General features: G+C 65.0%; 16 protein-coding genes. 10 read left to right on the forward strand and 6 right to left on the reverse strand.

The features are described from left to right. Nucleotides 1–4: 4 nt before the first annotated feature. The 3 genes from ACZ60G_RS11555 to ACZ60G_RS11565 all read right to left on the reverse strand — a co-directional run bounded on the left by ACZ60G_RS11555 (nt 5) and on the right by ACZ60G_RS11565 (nt 2,380). Nucleotides 5–310 (reverse strand): hexameric tyrosine-coordinated heme protein, encoded by a 306-nt coding sequence (locus ACZ60G_RS11555; protein ID WP_465809867.1) that lies wholly within the window; start codon nt 308–310, stop codon nt 5–7. A 77-nt stretch (nt 311–387) separates the two neighbouring features. Further along, nucleotides 388–1,245: a class I SAM-dependent methyltransferase gene (locus ACZ60G_RS11560; RefSeq protein ID WP_465809511.1), complete on the reverse strand. Its 858-nt coding sequence runs from the start codon at nt 1,243–1,245 to the stop codon at nt 388–390. A gap of 268 nt (nt 1,246–1,513) precedes the next feature. Then, nucleotides 1,514–2,380 carry a LysR family transcriptional regulator gene (locus ACZ60G_RS11565; RefSeq protein ID WP_465809869.1) on the reverse strand — a complete coding sequence of 289 codons (867 nt, stop codon included), beginning with the start codon at nt 2,378–2,380 and terminating at the stop codon, nt 1,514–1,516. Nucleotides 2,381–2,616: 236 nt separating this feature from the next. Between ACZ60G_RS11565 and ACZ60G_RS11570 the strand changes: the two genes are divergently transcribed. From ACZ60G_RS11570 to ACZ60G_RS11600, 7 genes are all read left to right on the forward strand, one after another. After that, nucleotides 2,617–4,059 (forward strand): form I ribulose bisphosphate carboxylase large subunit, encoded by a 1,443-nt coding sequence (locus ACZ60G_RS11570; protein ID WP_465809513.1) that lies wholly within the window; start codon nt 2,617–2,619, stop codon nt 4,057–4,059. A 17-nt stretch (nt 4,060–4,076) separates the two neighbouring features. Then, complete coding sequence (locus tag ACZ60G_RS11575; protein WP_387283486.1) at nt 4,077–4,499, forward strand: ribulose bisphosphate carboxylase small subunit; 423 nt, start codon at nt 4,077–4,079, stop codon at nt 4,497–4,499. Further along, on the forward strand, nt 4,489–5,511 hold the full coding sequence (locus ACZ60G_RS11580) for an AAA family ATPase (protein ID WP_465809515.1): 1,023 nt from the start codon (nt 4,489–4,491) through the stop codon (nt 5,509–5,511). Before ACZ60G_RS11575 ends, ACZ60G_RS11580 begins: the two co-directional genes overlap by 11 nt. Nucleotides 5,512–5,526: 15 nt before the next feature. After that, nucleotides 5,527–6,591: a class 1 fructose-bisphosphatase gene (locus tag ACZ60G_RS11585; protein WP_465809517.1), complete on the forward strand. Its 1,065-nt coding sequence runs from the start codon at nt 5,527–5,529 to the stop codon at nt 6,589–6,591. 16 nt (nt 6,592–6,607) lie between these two features. After that, nucleotides 6,608–7,486 (forward strand): phosphoribulokinase, encoded by an 879-nt coding sequence (locus ACZ60G_RS11590; protein WP_465809519.1) that lies wholly within the window; start codon nt 6,608–6,610, stop codon nt 7,484–7,486. A gap of 122 nt (nt 7,487–7,608) precedes the next feature. Continuing rightward, complete coding sequence (locus ACZ60G_RS11595; protein WP_465809521.1) at nt 7,609–8,775, forward strand: thiolase family protein; 1,167 nt, start codon at nt 7,609–7,611, stop codon at nt 8,773–8,775. Between the two features lie 45 nt (nt 8,776–8,820). Further along, a complete protein-coding gene (locus tag ACZ60G_RS11600; RefSeq protein WP_465809523.1) occupies nt 8,821–9,459 on the forward strand; it encodes a Uma2 family endonuclease in 639 nt (212 codons plus the stop codon). Between the two features lie 7 nt (nt 9,460–9,466). Here ACZ60G_RS11600 and ACZ60G_RS11605 read toward each other — a convergent pair whose 3' ends face one another. The 3 genes from ACZ60G_RS11605 to ACZ60G_RS11615 all read right to left on the reverse strand — a co-directional run bounded on the left by ACZ60G_RS11605 (nt 9,467) and on the right by ACZ60G_RS11615 (nt 11,837). Next, on the reverse strand, nt 9,467–9,844 hold the full coding sequence (locus tag ACZ60G_RS11605; RefSeq protein ID WP_465809525.1) for a PLD nuclease N-terminal domain-containing protein: 378 nt from the start codon (nt 9,842–9,844) through the stop codon (nt 9,467–9,469). A gap of 119 nt (nt 9,845–9,963) precedes the next feature. After that, entirely contained in the window at nt 9,964–11,217 is a 1,254-nt protein-coding gene (gene dinB, locus ACZ60G_RS11610) for a DNA polymerase IV (protein ID WP_465809527.1), read from the reverse strand. Nucleotides 11,218–11,285: 68 nt separating this feature from the next. Further along, nucleotides 11,286–11,837 (reverse strand): dihydrofolate reductase family protein, encoded by a 552-nt coding sequence (locus ACZ60G_RS11615; RefSeq protein WP_465809529.1) that lies wholly within the window; start codon nt 11,835–11,837, stop codon nt 11,286–11,288. Between the two features lie 262 nt (nt 11,838–12,099). Here ACZ60G_RS11615 and ACZ60G_RS11620 point away from each other — a divergent pair, with 262 nt between their 5' ends. From ACZ60G_RS11620 to katG, 3 genes are all read left to right on the forward strand, one after another. After that, nucleotides 12,100–12,834 carry a dienelactone hydrolase family protein gene (locus ACZ60G_RS11620; protein WP_465809531.1) on the forward strand — a complete coding sequence of 245 codons (735 nt, stop codon included), beginning with the start codon at nt 12,100–12,102 and terminating at the stop codon, nt 12,832–12,834. A gap of 481 nt (nt 12,835–13,315) precedes the next feature. Beyond that, the gene (locus ACZ60G_RS11625) at nt 13,316–13,720 is read left to right on the forward strand and encodes a Fur family transcriptional regulator (protein ID WP_465809871.1); all 405 of its coding nucleotides are present in this window, start codon (nt 13,316–13,318) and stop codon (nt 13,718–13,720) included. Between the two features lie 45 nt (nt 13,721–13,765). After that, the gene (gene katG, locus ACZ60G_RS11630; RefSeq protein WP_465809533.1) at nt 13,766–15,997 is read left to right on the forward strand and encodes a catalase/peroxidase HPI; all 2,232 of its coding nucleotides are present in this window, start codon (nt 13,766–13,768) and stop codon (nt 15,995–15,997) included. Nucleotides 15,998–16,014: the final 17 nt, after the last annotated feature.

Here is a 16,014-nt window from a genome sequence, read left to right on the forward strand (position 1 = left end):
AGGGTCAGCTCCGCCAGTAGTTGTCGGCGGCTGCGATGGTTTGGAATTTCAGCGCGACCACCGGGGCGGTGGCGTCAGGCTGTCCGGGTTCATCTGCGTCGTCGTCACCGTCACGGGCGGGCGGCTGCCACGGCGGATTCGATGAACTGCCGGAGCAGCGCCGTTGCGGCTGTCGGGAGGAAAACGAGGTATACCGGGACGGTCGAGGCTCCCGACAGTGGAAGGAACCGAACGGCCGGGTGGTTGCTGCGGCGTGCTGCGGTCTCGGGGACGACCCCGATGCCGCTACGGCTGCGTCTATGCTCCCGATGCATAGCTCGCGGCGTACGGCCCGTCATTCACGAGATGTGAGCCCGGTGTGGTCCAGAATGAGGCGCCGTAACGGCACTAGTCACGCTCGAAGCGGACGATTCCGGACCAGGGGTTACGGCCCGGTTTGCGCGGGTTGGGCTGGGGGAGATAGGTGAACGGGCGCAGGTACCAGGGTGCGCGGTGAAGTTTGCGGGCGTGCACGAGGAGGTGTTCGATTTCGCGGGGGTGCCAGCCGAGATCTTCGAAGTAGGCGATGCCGTTGGCGGGTTCGAATTTGAGGGGCGCGTTCTCGAACATCGAACTCGAGCGCATGCGATTCATCGACACGGTGACGTCCATGACCCACCAGCGGATCCGCGGCCGGGACAGGGCGGCCGCGATGGTGCGGACCGTCTCCTCCTCCAGGTACATCAGCAGACCCTCGGTGAGCACCAAAGCCTTTGTGGCGGGGGTATTTTCGGGACCGAGCGGGCCGAGTGCCCAGTCCAGGAAATTCGTCAGCGCGGCCGGATCGGCCAGGTCGACACCACGGCGGATGAGCACACAGTGCGGCTTCTCATGCGCGAGAGCGGCCTCCTTCTCCGTGGTGAGTGCGGGCAGATCGGCCTCCACCCAGACGAAATCGGCGGGCAGGCCCAGGCGGTAGGGGCGGGTGTCGAGTCCGGCGGCGAGATTGAGCACACGGTCGCAACCCTCGGCGATGGCGGTCGCGATGAGGTCATCGATGATTCTGGTTCGGGTGACGACCGGCCAGCCATTGCGCAACATCCGCGGTGCGGCCGCCACCATGGCGTATCCGCGCTCTCCGGCCAGACGTTCGGCGAGCGGATCGTGGAACAGCGCATCTTCGCGCGCGGTCTCCATTGCGCGGTAGGCGGCCACCCAGCGCGCGGTATCGGACACATTCGAAATCAACGCTTCCCCACCAGCCATGCGCGCCAGTCTGGCACAGCGTTGCTCCCTTGTCGGGGCAGGGTGCACCGCTGGCGTGGCGATGCCATCCGATAGAATTCGGGTGCGGAATCGGGCCGTGCGGAACACGATATTCACCGGCCTGTAACAGTGAAACGTCCTGCTGAGCGGGCATTCGGTCCACAATCAACCCAATGGCGAATTCATCGCCGAAAACCTGCGCGATCATTTCGATCGCCAGTTGGGTGGAGCCCGGGTGTCGTGTCCCCGGACTCCACCGCCCAGGGTTCTAGCCGGGGTGGAAGGCGTGGGCGCCCACTTCGGCTGGATCGAGGATGTGGGCGAGGAAGAGGCGGGTTGTGGGGGTGGGGGTGCGAGTGGTGACGGCGTGCCATGGACGGTCCATGGGGGTGCCGTCGACCGGAAGTACTTGCAGCAGACCTGATTCCAGGTCTGCTGCAAGGGCGTCGGTGTGGATGAGCGTCACGCCCAAGCCTTCACGGGCGGCGGCCAGTACCGCACCGTGGCTGCCGAGGGTGAGGGTGGGCGGGGAGATTTCGAGGCGGTCGATGAGGCTGAGGGTGGCGTCGCGGGTGCCGGAGCCGCGACCGCGTAGCAGCCAGGTGCTGCGCAGCGGATCGGGACAGTCGGGCGCGCCGACGACCACGAGCTGACTGGGGCGACGAGCACGGATGACCAGCCCGGTGTCGCGCGGTGGGCGGCCCGCGATGACGAGATCTGTTTCGTGGTGGTGCAATTCGAGGAACAGCACGTCGCGCGGGTGCACCGACAGGCTCAGTTCGATATCCGGATGGCGATTCCGGAATGACGCCAGCGGCCCCAGCAGCACATACTCACCCGCCGTAGCGACGACTCCGATCCGCAGCTTGCCGGTTTCGGCCCGGCGTACCGCGGCATTGGCCTCCTTCATCAGGCCGAGGATGGTGCGGCAGTATTCGGAGTAGATGCGCCCGGCCTCGGTGAGCGCGATACCGCGCCCGGCCTTCGCGATGAGCTTTGCGCCGAGCTGCTTTTCGATGTGCGCGACGGCCGCCGAGACGGCGGCCTCGGTGATGTGCAGCTGGGTGGCGGCGCGGCGAATGCTGCCGTGGCGAGCCACGGCCAGGAATGTTTCCATCCTTGCCGCACTCACCATGCCCACAATTCGACGGTATCAAACTCAATGAATCCGTTGAGTATTCCGAGGAACAATCAAATTGTTTGTCATCGACAACGCCGTCATCCTTGAACTCAGTAGGCGTTCACCCCACGTCTCAGGCGCAGCATCCCGCACAACACCCGAGCCGAGGTGTCCTGCCCGATATCCGGGCGCGGGTGCCTCGCGCGACAGTTCCCGAGCGCGGATCACCCGCAAAACCGAGCGGAGCAATGATGACCGACGAAACCGAACCCAATCGCTGGGATCCGGGTGTCCACTCCTACGCCTCGATGGGGTACTACGCCCCGGATTATGTACCCAAAGATACCGATGTCCTCGCCGTCTTCCGGGTGACCCCGCAGAAGGGCGTGGATCCGATCGAAGCCGCGGCCGCCGTCGCGGGCGAATCATCCACTGCCACATGGACTGTCGTATGGACCGACCGTCTCACCGCGCACGACCGCTACCAGGCCAAGTGCTACCGCATCGATGAGGTTCCCGGCCGCCCCGGCGAGTACTTCGCCTATATCGCCTACGATCTCGACCTCTTCGAAGAGGGTTCGATCACCAACCTCACCTCCTCGATCATCGGCAATGTCTTCGGGTTCAAGCCGCTTCTGGCACTGCGCCTGGAGGACATGCGGATTCCGGTGGCCTACGTCAAAACCTTCCAGGGCCCGCCGCACGGCACCGTGATGGAGCGCGAGTACCTGAACAAATACGGCAGGCCGCTGCTCGGTGCGACGGTGAAGCCGAAACTCGGTCTGTCCGCGCGGAATTACGGCCGGGTGATCTACGAGGCGTGCAAGGGCGGCCTGGATTTCACCAAGGACGACGAGAACATCAACTCCCAGCCGTTCATGCGATGGCGCGACCGGTATCTGTTCGCCATGGAGGGCGTCAACCGCGCCACGGCCGAAACTGGTGAGATCAAAGGCCACTACCTCAATGTCACCGCGGCGACCATGGAAGACATGTACGAGCGCGCCGAGTTCGCCAAGCAGCTGGGCAGCGTCGTGATCATGATGGACCTGACGGTGGGATTCACCGCCATGCAGTCGATGTCGCACTGGGCGCGGCGTAACGGCGTGCTGCTGCACCTGCATCGGGCCGGGCATTCCACCTACACTCGGCAGAAGACGCACGGCGTGAGCTTCCGGGTACTGGCCAAATGGTGTCGGCTGATCGGCGTCGATCACCTGCACGCGGGCACCGTGGTCGGCAAGCTCGAGGGCGATCCGGCGACCACCAGGGGCTTCTACGACACGTTGCGGGAGAACCACATTCCGACCAACCCGGGCAACGGCATCTTCTTCGACCAGTATTGGGCCAGCCTCGGCGGTGTGATGCCGGTCGCCTCCGGCGGGATTCATGCCGGCCAGATGCACCAGTTGCTCGACCTTTTCGGCGATGACGTGGTCTTGCAATTCGGCGGCGGCACCATCGGACATCCGCTCGGTATAGCGGCAGGCGCGGAGGCGAATCGGGTGGCGCTGGAGGCAGTGGTGAAGGCCCGCAACGAGGGGCGCGATTTGCTGAAGGAAGGTCCGGATGTGCTGCGCAAGGCCGCCGAGATCTGCCGCCCACTCGATGTCGCGCTCTCGACCTGGGGCGATGTCACCTTCGACTACACCTCCACCGACGCGCCGGATGCCGTGCCGACGGCCAGCCACTGAACGACAGGACTCCGCACATGTATCTGCGCCACGGAACCTTCTCGTATCTGCCCGAACTCACCGATGCCGAAATCGCGGCGCAGGTGCGTTACGCCCTGCTCAACAACTGGCCGGTGTCCATCGAATACACCGATGATCCGCACCCCCGCAACGCCTATTGGGAGATGTGGGGGCTGCCGCTGTTCGATCTCGACGAGCCCGACGGTGTGCTAGCCGAGGTCGACGCATGCCGCAATACCTTTCCGCGTCACTACATTCGGGTGCTCGCCTACGACGCCCGCTACGGCAGGCAGACGACCGCACTGAGCTTTCTGGTGCAGCGTCCCGTCGACGAGCCCGGATTCGTGTTGACCCGCACCGAGGGACCGGACCGGCGCCAGACCTACGGTCTGCACTCGTATGCCACCGACGAAAGGCCGGGTACCCGGTATGGCGGCTGAAAGGTCGAGCGCGGCAAGCGGTTTCCGATTGCACCGGCCCGGTGCGGACGACGGCAGGCCGGTGCGGGCGGTGCCGGCGGACGCACCGCCGGAGGAGCTGCTGGCCGAGGATGCGGTACTGGATCTGTCCACCGATATCGCGGGCAATGACGTCGCGGACGTATTGACCAGGCTCGATGCCGAACTCGTCGGTTTGGCGAATGTGAAGCGGCGGGTGCGCGAGATCGCGGCGCTGCTGCTGATCGATCGGGCCAGGCAGCGCTTCGGCTTGGAAGCCTCCCGGCCGACCATGCATATGAGTTTCACCGGCGGCCCCGGCACCGGCAAGACCACCGTCGCCCTGCGGATGGCCGAGATGCTGCATGCGCTCGGCTATATCCGTAAACCCAAGGTGCATACGGTAACTCGTGACGATCTGGTCGGCCAGTTCATCGGGCACACCGCACCCAAAACCAAGGAGGCCCTGGCCAAGGCGGCCGGGGGAGTGCTGTTCATCGACGAGGCCTACTACCTGTTCCGCCCGGAGAACGAACGCGATTACGGACAGGAAGTCATCGAAATCCTGCTGCAGGAGATGGAGAGCGAGCGCACCAGCCTGGTGGTGATCTTCGCGGGCTATCCGGACCGGATGGACAAGTTCTTCTCCGCGAATCCGGGATTGTCCTCGCGGGTGGCCCATCATCTGGAATTCAGCGACTACACCCACGACGAGTTGGTGCGCATCGCCGAACTCATGGTGGCACGGGACAACTTCCGGTTCGACGACACCGGATACGCCGCCTTCGGCGAATATCTCACACTGCGAATGAGCCGCCCCCGATTCTCCAATGCGCGCAGCGTGCGCAATGCCCTGGACCGCTGCCGGTTACGGCAGGCCAAACGGCTGGTCGAGCTGCGGCGACCGCTCACCAAGACCGACCTGATCACGCTGACCGACCGAGATGTATACGGCAGCAGCGTATTCGGGACAGGACAGCAGCCGGATGGGCCGACCGCAAGGGCCCCCGCGTGACGAGATCGAGAACTCATGCCAGAAGGACTGAAGACCCTCACCCGATACACGATCGAGGAGGAGCACCGGCATCCCGGATCGTCCGGTGAATTCTCCGCTCTGGTGAATGTCGTCGCGACCGCGACGAAAATCATCGCCAACCAGGTGACCAGGGGTGCCATCGTCGGCTCACTGGGCGCCTCCGAACCCGATAACCTGCCGCCGACGGTGCACCGCAAACTCGACGCCATCGCCAATGACATCATGGTCGCCGAGACCCAATGGACGGGGCATCTGTCGGCGCTGTTATCGGAGCAGATGACCGATATCCATCCGGTGCCCGACGTGCACCGGCGCGGCAAATATCTGCTGGCCTTCGATCCATTGGACGGATCCTCGAATATCGATGTAAATCTGCCTGTCGGAACGATTTTCAGTGTGCTGCGGGCACCGGACAACGCTGCGCCGAGTACCGCGGACTTCTTGCAGCCGGGGGTGCGGCAGGTTTGCGCGGGATTCACGCTGTACGGGCCGGCGACCATGCTGGTGCTCACCACCGGCAGTGGCGTCGACGGATTCACCCTGGATCGGGAGATCGGTGCTTTCGTATTGACCCACCCGCGGATGCGAATCCCGGAGGATACTTCGGGATTCGCGATCAATGCCGCCAATGAGCGGTTCTGGGAACGACCGGTGCGGCGGTATGTCCACGAATGTCTCGACGGTGTGGACGGGCCACGGGGGCGGGATTTCAATATGCGCTGGGTCGCGTCATTGGTCGCCGATACCTTCCACATCCTCACCCGCGGCGGGGTCTACCTCTATCCATACGACACCCGGCGACCGGGGCGGGTGTCGTTGCTGTACGGCGCGAATCCGATCGCCTACATCGTCGAACAGGCCGGGGGCTGGGCGACCACCGGCGGTGATCGCGTGCTGGAGGCCGTGCCGGAGCAGGTGCATCAGCAGGTGCCGCTGATCTTCGGTTCGCGCAATGAGGTCGCGCGGATCGAGCGCTATCACAGCGAGCCCGAGGAAGGGCCCAGCTTCGACAGTTCACTGTTCGGGTCGCGGTCGCTGTTCCGTCCGGCCGGGCGCTGACAATCGAGGAGATGTCATGTCGGTCAAACATCCTGTCGTCGCCATTACCGGCTCATCCGGTGCGGGCACGACCAGTGTCACGCGGACCTTTCAGGAGATATTCCGCCGCGAAGGCATCAGTGCGGCGATCGTGGAGGGGGATTCGTTCCACCGCTACGACCGCAACGAGATGAAGCTCGCGATGGCCGAGGCGGAGCAGAGCCACAATCGCACCTTCTCGCATTTCGGTGAGGAGGCGAATCTGTTGAAAGAGCTGGAGACGCTCTTCCGTGACTACGGTGAGACCGGCGTCGGTTCGGTGCGGAAATATCTGCACGACGAGCTGGAAGCCAAACCCTATGGGCAACCCGCGGGCAGCTTTACGCCGTGGGAGGATCTGACGCCGGGCAGCGATCTGCTGTTCTACGAGGGATTGCACGGCGCCGCCGTCACCGATTCGGTGAATGTCGCGCAATACGCGGATCTGCTGGTGGGGGTGGTGCCGATCGTCAACCTCGAATGGATCCAGAAGGTGATCCGGGACAAGACCGAACGCGGCTATTCCAGTGAGGCCGTCATCGATACGATCCTGCGCCGCATGCCCGACTACGTGAAATACATCTGCCCCCAGTTCTCCCACACCTACGTCAACTTCCAGCGCGTCCCTACGGTGGACACCTCGAACCCCTTCATCGCCCGCACCATTCCCACCGCGGACGAAAGTTTCGTCGTCATCCGCTTCGCCGACCCCAAGGTCATCGACTTCCCCTACCTGCTGTCCATGCTGCACGACTCCTTCATGTCCCGCCCCAACTGCATCGTCGTCCCCGGCGGGAAGATGGATCTGGCCATGCAACTCATCTTCACCCCGCTGATCCTGCGGTTGATGGACAAGCGCCCCAAGCGTTCTCGCTGATCGATGTAGCAGTATGCCGGCGCACGACCATCGTGGGTCGCGGGGGTGAGACGTGGCGGCGTACAGTGTTATAAGTTAATCATCATTCACATAGGCGATCGCAGACACAGTAGGGAGCCGTCATGACATCCGCGGTCATCGTCGACGTTGTTCGCACACCCTCCGGGAAGGGGAAACCCGGTGGCGGGCTGTCGGATGTGCACCCGGCGACACTGCTGGCCGATGTGCTGCGGACCCTGATCGAGCGCAATGACCTGGATCCGGCACTGGTCGATGATGTGATCGGCGGTTGCGTCACTCAAAGTGGTGAGCAGGCGTTCAATATTTCGCGCACCGCTGTGCTGGCCGCCGGGTTCCCGGAGTCCGTGCCCGCGACCACTGTCGACCGGCAATGTGGATCCAGCCAGCAGGCCGCGCATTTCGCGGCGCAGGGGGTGATCGCCGGGGCCTATGACATCGCGATCGCCTGCGGCGTGGAGTCGATGAGCCGGGTTCCGATGTTCTCCAACGCCCAGGGGAAGGACGCCAACCGAGGTCCGCTGGCCCATCGCTTCCCGGAAGGTCTTATCGGACAGGGCATTTCGGCCGAAATCATCACCCAGCGCTGGAAACTGGACCGCGAGACCCTCGACGCCTTCGCCGCCCGCTCGCACCGGTTGGCCGCCGAAACCGCCGCGGACGGCGGGTTCGACAACGAACTCGTCCCCGCGGGCACGCTCACCGCCGATGAGACCATCCGCCCGAGCACCACCGCCGAAGGTCTGGCCGGACTTCGCCCCGCCTTCGCCGACGATGAGCTCGCGGCACGCTTTCCGGAAATCGAATGGTCCATCACCCCGGGCAATTCATCCCCGCTCACCGATGGCGCATCGGCCGCCCTGATCATGAGCGAGGAAAAAGCGAACGCCCTCGGTCTGCGCCCACGCGCCCGCTTCCACTCCTTCGCGGTCACCGGCGACGATCCGCTGCTCATGCTCACCGCCGTGATCCCCGCGACCCGCAAAGTCCTCGCGCGCGTCGGGCTGACCATCGATGACGTCGATGCCTACGAAGTGAACGAAGCCTTCGCCCCCGTCCCACTTGTCTGGCAGCACGACCTCAACGCCGACCCCGCCAAACTGAACCCCCGCGGCGGCGCCATCGCCCTCGGTCACCCCCTGGGCGCCTCCGGCACCCGCATCCTCGCCACCCTGGTCAACCACCTCGAGCAGTCCGAAGGCCGCTACGGCCTGATGACCATGTGCGAAGCAGGCGGCCTCGCCAACGCCACCATCATCGAACGCCTCTGACGCGACATCGATGGTTGCGACGATCGTGCTGTGCTGCCGCGTAGCATGACCGGTGATCTGATGACCCGTTCGCGAGTGAGGCAACCTGTGACCGTACTTCCGGTGTGGGCCGACGACCCTGGGGCATTAGAGATCTCGGAGGCGGAGTACGACCAACTCCCCGATGATCTCCGCAAGTTGATCGAGGTGATCGACGGCAACATAATCCGGTGCCAGAGCGGCTCGGCCGAGCACAGCGATGTTGCGCGTCGTTTGGCGAACAAGCTCGAAGGGGCCAAACCCACGGATCCGTGCACCAGAGTGTCGACAGACATCGACCTGCACTTCGCCAAGCGGCGAAATCGCGATCAAGGCTTCTCGTTTCGCCGTCCCGATGTAACTGTTTACCGTTGCGTCGAGCGCGGGACGAAGGTGACGACCGGCGACGCCCTCCTGGTTGTCGAAGTCGTTTCCCCCGGATCGGTGTACACCGATACCGTCGACAAGCTCGCCGAATATGCCTATGAAGGCATCCCTGTCTATCTCGTCGTCCATCTCGACGCCAACCTCTACGTGAAGATGATTCAGGAATACCGGCTCGACTGGGCCGCGCGGATGTACCGATCGGCCGAGACCCACCAGGAAATCGTCATCCTGGAAAGCCCGTTCGCCGTGAGCATTCCGTTTGCCGAACTCGACGGCTAGGAAAGCTCTAGAGCTCGCCCTGTTCGCGGCGCTGGTCCAGGTCGCGCTGGCGCTCTTCCTCTTGGCGGCGGGCCTCGCGGCGCTGGGATTCGGCGCGTTCGCGCAGTCCGCGCAGGAAGGCTTCGTCGTCGTCCGGATTCTGCGAGACGTAGCGGCCGGGGCGGTCGTATTCGGCGTAGCGGGTGGTGGAATGCGGGCCGCGTTCGTGCAGTGGGCGGCCCGCGAACAGCCATAACAGTGCGCCCACGGTCGGCACCAGGATGACGACGATGAGCCACGCCAGCTTCGGCAGATTCCGGATGCCCGCATCGGGGCAGGTGATGATGTCGACCAGGCAGTAGACCCACAGGGCCAATGTGATCAGGCCGAGTACTGCGTATGGCATCGAATCTCCTCGAGCGCAAGGCAACAGCTATGGCCTGCTCATCCGTGGTTTCCGAAAGTTCGATGGTCACCCCCCGCCGAACCGGCCTGCATGGACGATACACGCCGCGTTCGAGCGCATCAGTCCGGCAGCAGCGGAACCGAGAGGCCTTCGCCGCGACCGATGAGGGCGGCGCGGGTGACGGCGGCCGAGCCGAAGCGGCGGCGCAGGTCGTCCAGGGTGGCATCGAGAGTGTTGGTGGCGCGGGGTTCCAACGGCAGGGTGAGTTGGACGGTGTCGGCGTTGTCGAGGTTGGTCAGTGCCAGACCGATGAGGGTGAGGCCGCGCTCCTGGATCATGGGCATCGCGGTGCTGAGCAAGGTGCGCGCGGCGTAGAGGATGGTTTCGGTGTGATCGGTGGCCTCGGGCAGGGTGTGCGAGCGGGTGGCGCGCGTGAAATCGTCGAAACGCATGCGCAGCACCACGGTTCGGGTCACCCGGTCGGCCGCGCGCAATCGGCGGCCGAGGCGGTCGGTGAGGCCGTGCAGGTAGGCCTCGATCTCGTCGGGTGGTCGGTGCCGACGACCGAGTGCGCGTTGCGCGCCGATGGAGCGGCGGCGGACGCCGGTTTCGACGCGACGTGGGTCGCGCGCCCAGGACAGGGCGTACAGGTGCCGGGCCGCGGCGGGTCCGAGGATGGCACGCAACGGTGATTCACCGAGTTCGGCGAGCTGCCCGATCCGGGTGATGCCGTGTTCGTGCAGGGTGCGGGAGGTGACCTCGCCGACGCCCCATAGTCGTTCGACCGGCAGCGGATGCAGGAAGTCGAGTTCGAGTTCCGGCGGCACCAGGCGCAAACCATCGGGTTTGGCGACCGCACTGGCCACCTTGGCCAGGAATTTCGTCCGCGCGATGCCGACCGAAATCGGCAGCCCGACCTGCTCGCGCACCGCATCCCGCAACCGCCGCCCGATCTCGACGGGTTCGCCCGCGATCCGGCGCAGCCCACCCACGTCGAGGAACGCCTCATCGATCGAAATGCCCTCGACCACCGGCGTCGTGTTGTGGAAGACCTCGAAGACGGCCTTGCTCGCCTCGGCATAGGCCGACATGCGTGGCGGCACCACAATCGCATGCGGGCAAAGTCGCAGCGCCGCACCACCATTCATCGGCGTACGCACTCCGAACGCCTTAGCCTCATAGCTGGCCGCCAGCACAACTCCGCCACCGACGATCACCGGCCGCCCCCGCAATCGCGGATTATCGCGCTGTTCCACCGAGGCATAGAACGAGTCGAGATCCGCGTGCAGGATCGACGCCTCCGCCCGCGCCTCGATCCGCGGCCGTCGGGAACGCGGCGCAATCGTTGGGTGGACGAACTCGGACACGAACATATGTTCGCATAGATCCGCATCTAGCGAGTCGAACTTTCTGGCAGGGCAGGGCTACGGTTGAACGGACCTCAGCCGGCGAGATAGCGCAGCATCACCACGGTGTTGAAGTGCCTCGTCTCGGCCAATCGGAGCTGGATGCGCTTGTCCAGCAATGGGAACAGCGGTGTGCCGCCGCCGAGCACCACGGGCGAGAGGAACAGCTGGTATTCGTCGATGAGCCCGTGTGGCATCAGCGAGGCCGCGAGGCTCGCGCCACCGACCTCGATGACGCCATCGCCTCCAGCCTTGAGCCTGCGGACCTCCTCGACCGCGTTCTCACTGATCAGCGTGCTGTTCCAGTGGACCTCGGTGAGCGTCCGGGAGAAGACGACCTTCGGCTTCTCCGTCCAGAGCGTGCCGAACTCGCGCTCGATGCGCGACGCGTTCTCGGGCACGTGTGGCCAGTACTCGGCCATCAGTTCGTAGAGGCGACGGCCGTGCAGCGAGACCTCGAGCTCGCGGTAGCGGTCGTTGTGGAACTGGTGCAGTTCCTCGTCCGGGGTGGTCCAGTCGATGTTGCCGTCGCGGTCGTTGATGTAGCCGTCCAGGGACACGCTGAACCCGTAGATCAGTTTCCTCATGACCGGGTAGACGTCCTACGCGCTCGAAACTCATCGGCACTATCGGACAAAAGGAGTGGCTCCGGGCATCCGGTCCGGAGCCTCCGCAAAAACCAGTTGGCGGATGACTGCGGCCACTGCTAGCTTTCCGGAGGCCGTGCCAGAGAACGAGGAGGTGGTATCCGTGAACGCAGTATCGACATGGGTGCTCCCCTCCGGGGTCACGGTCGGGCGATAGATCGTCCGGGAGCGCCGTTCAGCAGCACTCCCGAAAGGCACGACCGTGCAATTCATTACCGAACAGCGCCTCGACGACGACATCCTTGAGCGCGAATTCACCCTCGGCGAGATCCCCGGCATCCTGTGGACGCCCGGATCCGCATCGAAACCGGTGCCGCTGATCCTGGTCAGCCCCCCTCCCCTCGGGCTGCGCAAGGCGTACCCGCGACTGCTGGCCAGGGCCCGGCAGGCCACGGCGGAGGGCTACGCCGTGGCCACCATCGAGCTCCCCTGGAGCGGTGACCGGCCCCGTTCGGCCACCGCTGATCAGGCCCTCACCGACCTACACCGGGCGCTGGCGGCCGGCGGGCCGGTCGAGGACGAGATCGTCGACCGGCTCATCCTCCCGCTGGTCGACAAGGCGGTCCCGGAATGGCGGGCCACCCTGGATGCCCTCCTCGCGCTGCCCGAGATCGGCGGCCCGGTCGGCTACTCGGGCGGGGTCATCTCCATCGGCACCCGGCTGGCGATGGTCGAGCCACGCATCGCGGCCGCGGTTCTGTTCGCCGGTAGTTTCGTGCCCCGCGCCATACTCGAGGAGGCCCGACAGGTCACCATTCCGCTGCATGTCCTGCTGCAATGGGACGACGAAGGAAACGACCGGCAGATGGCCCTGGACCTGTTCGACGCCTTCGGCTCCAAGGAGAAGACGCTGCACGCCAATATGGGCGGGCACACCGGCGTCCCGCAGTACGCCGGGGAGGAGGCGAACCGGTTTTTCGCCCGTCACCTGAAGTGAGGCCAGGCCCTCAGGCCAGCTGCAGACGATAGAGCGGTCGGCCAGGAGCCGCTATCGAGGACAGTCCCGGCCCTCCTCGATAGCGGTGGCCAGCAGATGCACAACTGCCCTGACCGGCGGGTACCGGCCGGTCGCGGCGGCGCTTCTCAGGATTGTCAGGCCAGGCCGTTCGACGGTGGTGCTGGTCTTTGTCGACGTAGATTCGTTCGTCGCTGCGGCCCGGCTTCGGCGAGGGACAGACGACTCCCTGGCGTCGGCTCACGAAACCGGCGGGTGCAGCCTCGTATCGTCCCTCACCGTCCAACTAACGTCCGGCACGGCGAGCGCGAGCTCGAGGTCCCCGATGGTGCGCAAGTCGCGTGCCAGCCGCTCGACTTCGCCCCGAGGTTGCTGGCACCCCCCGCCGGCGCGGCGATGCTTGACTCGTTCCAGAAAGCGGACGAGACTCCTGGGCGTGTCCACGGCCACGGAATTCCAGCAGATGCTGCGGGGAGTTTCGCTTCGCGTGACCGCTCCCCGTATCGCGGTATTGAGTGCGGTGCACGACCATCCACACGCCGACACGGATTCGATCATCCGCGCCGTGCGATCTCGCCTGTCAGCAGTGTCGCACCAGGCGGTGTACGACTCGTTGCGCGTGCTCACCACCGCAGGCCTGCTTCGATGCATTCAACCGTCCGGCTCGGTCGCGCGGTACGAAACGCGGGTCGGTGACAATCACCATCACCTCGTATGCCGGGGGTGCGGATCGATCGCCGATGTCGACTGCGCGGTCGGCGAGGCCCCGTGCTTGACCGCGTCCGACGACCGCGGCTTCGCCATCGACGAAGCCGAGGTCATCTACTGGGGCGTGTGTCCCGATTGCGCCGCATCCCACGCCGATTGATCACATCCCGATCGCAGCCCGCTTACCTATTCAGGAAGGAATGTCATGACATCTGACAGCCGCCCACCCACTCCTGAGACCGGAACTCGAAGCGCAAGCGAGAGCGAGAACCCGGCCATCCCGTCCCCGACTCCGAAGACCGACCAACGCCCCCGCACCAACATGGACTGGTGGCCCGAGCAGATCGATGTCTCGATGCTGCACGCACATTCGTCCAAGTCCAACCCGCTGGGCGAGGATTTCGATTACGCCGAAGAGTTCGAAAAGCTCGATGTCGACGCTCTGAAGGCCGATGTCGCCGCGGTCCTGACCGACTCGCAGGACTGGTGGCCCGCGGACCACGGCAACTACGGTGGCCTGTTCATCCGGATGAGCTGGCATGCGGCGGGCACGTACCGGATAGCCGACGGGCGCGGCGGCGGCGGTCAGGGCGCACAGCGCTTCGCGCCGCTCAACAGCTGGCCGGACAACGCCAATCTGGACAAGGCGCGTCGGCTGCTGTGGCCGGTCAAGCAGAAGTACGGCAACAAGATCTCCTGGGCTGATCTATTGGTCTTCGCCGGCAATGTCGCTCTCGAATCGATGGGTTTCCAGACCTTCGGCTTCGGTTTCGGCCGCCCTGACATCTGGGAGCCGGAAGAGGTGTACTGGGGCCCGGAGGACACCTGGCTCGGCGATGAGCGCTACAGCGGTGACCGAGATCTGGCGAAACCTTTCGGCGCTGTCCAGATGGGCCTGATCTATGTGAATCCGGAAGGGCCCAACGGCCGCCCGGATCCGGTGGCCGCCGCGCGCGACATCCGAGAAACGTTCGCCCGGATGGCGATGAACGATGAGGAGACCGCCGCACTGATCGTCGGCGGCCACACTTTCGGCAAGACCCACGGGGCCGGCGATCCCGACCTGGTCGGTCCCGAACCCGAAGCGGCCCCGCTCGAGCAGCAGGGCCTGGGCTGGAAGAGTTCCTACGGTACCGGCAAGGGTAAGGACGCCATCACCAGCGGTCTCGAGGTCGTCTGGACCGCCACTCCGACCAAGTGGGACAACGGCTTCCTGCAGAATCTGTACGGCTACGAGTGGGATCTGACCAAGAGCCCAGCCGGGGCGTGGCAGTGGAAGCCGAAGGACGGTGCGGGGGAGGGCGCCATTCCGGATCCATTCGGCGGGCCTGCCCGAACCCCGACCATGCTGACTACGGACCTGTCTCTGCGGGAAGATCCGATCTATCGGGAGATCACCCGCCGGTGGCTGGATCACCCCGAGGAACTGGCCGAGGCGTTCGCCAAGGCGTGGTACAAGCTGCTGCACCGTGATATGGGCCCGCTCAGCCGCTATCTCGGGCCATGGGTTCCCGAGCCGCAGCTGTGGCAGGATCCGGTTCCGGCGGTCGATCACGAACTGATCGATGAACAGGACATCGCGGAGGTAGGGCGCAAGGTCCTCGACTCCGGCCTCTCGGTCACGCAGCTGGTGAAGACCGCTTGGGCGGCGGCGGCGAGCTATCGCAGCACCGACAAGCGCGGCGGTGCCAACGGCGCCCGGATTCGGCTCGAGCCCCAAAAGGATTGGGAGGTCAACGAACCCGCCGAGTTGGCGAAGGTACTTCCCGTGCTCGAGCAGATCCGGCAGGAGTTCAACGATTCGGCCGTCGGCGGCAAGAAGGTCTCGCTGGCCGACCTGATTATTCTCGCCGGGTCGGCGGCGGTCGAGAAGGCGGCCAAGGACGCCGGCCACGACATCACGGTGCCGTTCACACCCGGACGGACCGACGCCACACAGGACGACACCGACGTGGAATCGTTCGCGGTGCTCGAACCGCGGGCGGACGGGTTCCGCAACTACGTGCGGTCCGGCGAGAAGGCTCCACTGGAGCGTCTGCTGCTCGACCGCGCGTACATGCTCGACGTAACGGCTCCGGAGATGACAGTACTGGTCGGCGGCCTGCGCGCCCTTGGCGCCAATTACAGCGGCAGCAAGCACGGTGTGCTCACCGAGCGTCCGGGCCTGTTGACGAATGACTTCTTCGTCAACCTGCTCGACATGCGCACGGAATGGAAGCCGTCCGAGTCCGCGGAGAACGTCTACGAAGGTTTCGACCGGTCCTCCGGCCAGCCCAAGTGGACGGCCACCGCCAACGACCTCGTCTTCGGTTCGCATTCGGTGCTGCGCGCGATAGCCGAGGTTTATGCGCAGCAGGACGCAGCAGAGAGGTTTGTGAACGACTTTGTCGCCGCGTGGGTCAAGGTGGTCGACAACGACCGGTTCGACCTCGCCTGATCTCGTGGGTCGGCGGT

The organism is Nocardia sp. NPDC102475, assembly GCF_055584605.1.

What these genes read in the sequence shown, in the direction of transcription:
- ACZ60G_RS11560 (WP_465809511.1), bottom strand. Translation starts at nt 1,245, where the DNA reads ATGGCTGGTGGGGAAGCGTTGATTTCGAATGTGTCCGATACCGCGCGC.
- ACZ60G_RS11565 (WP_465809869.1), bottom strand. Translation starts at nt 2,380, where the DNA reads ATGGTGAGTGCGGCAAGGATGGAAACATTCCTGGCCGTGGCTCGCCAC.
- ACZ60G_RS11570 (WP_465809513.1), top strand. Translation starts at nt 2,617, where the DNA reads ATGACCGACGAAACCGAACCCAATCGCTGGGATCCGGGTGTCCACTCC.
- ACZ60G_RS11575 (WP_387283486.1), top strand. Translation starts at nt 4,077, where the DNA reads ATGTATCTGCGCCACGGAACCTTCTCGTATCTGCCCGAACTCACCGAT.
- ACZ60G_RS11580 (WP_465809515.1), top strand. Translation starts at nt 4,489, where the DNA reads ATGGCGGCTGAAAGGTCGAGCGCGGCAAGCGGTTTCCGATTGCACCGG.
- ACZ60G_RS11585 (WP_465809517.1), top strand. Translation starts at nt 5,527, where the DNA reads ATGCCAGAAGGACTGAAGACCCTCACCCGATACACGATCGAGGAGGAG.
- ACZ60G_RS11590 (WP_465809519.1), top strand. Translation starts at nt 6,608, where the DNA reads ATGTCGGTCAAACATCCTGTCGTCGCCATTACCGGCTCATCCGGTGCG.
- ACZ60G_RS11595 (WP_465809521.1), top strand. Translation starts at nt 7,609, where the DNA reads ATGACATCCGCGGTCATCGTCGACGTTGTTCGCACACCCTCCGGGAAG.
- ACZ60G_RS11600 (WP_465809523.1), top strand. Translation starts at nt 8,821, where the DNA reads ATGACCGGTGATCTGATGACCCGTTCGCGAGTGAGGCAACCTGTGACC.
- ACZ60G_RS11605 (WP_465809525.1), bottom strand. Translation starts at nt 9,844, where the DNA reads ATGCCATACGCAGTACTCGGCCTGATCACATTGGCCCTGTGGGTCTAC.
- dinB (WP_465809527.1), bottom strand. Translation starts at nt 11,217, where the DNA reads ATGTTCGTGTCCGAGTTCGTCCACCCAACGATTGCGCCGCGTTCCCGA.
- ACZ60G_RS11615 (WP_465809529.1), bottom strand. Translation starts at nt 11,837, where the DNA reads ATGAGGAAACTGATCTACGGGTTCAGCGTGTCCCTGGACGGCTACATC.
- ACZ60G_RS11625 (WP_465809871.1), top strand. Translation starts at nt 13,316, where the DNA reads ATGCTGCGGGGAGTTTCGCTTCGCGTGACCGCTCCCCGTATCGCGGTA.
- katG (WP_465809533.1), top strand. Translation starts at nt 13,766, where the DNA reads ATGACATCTGACAGCCGCCCACCCACTCCTGAGACCGGAACTCGAAGC.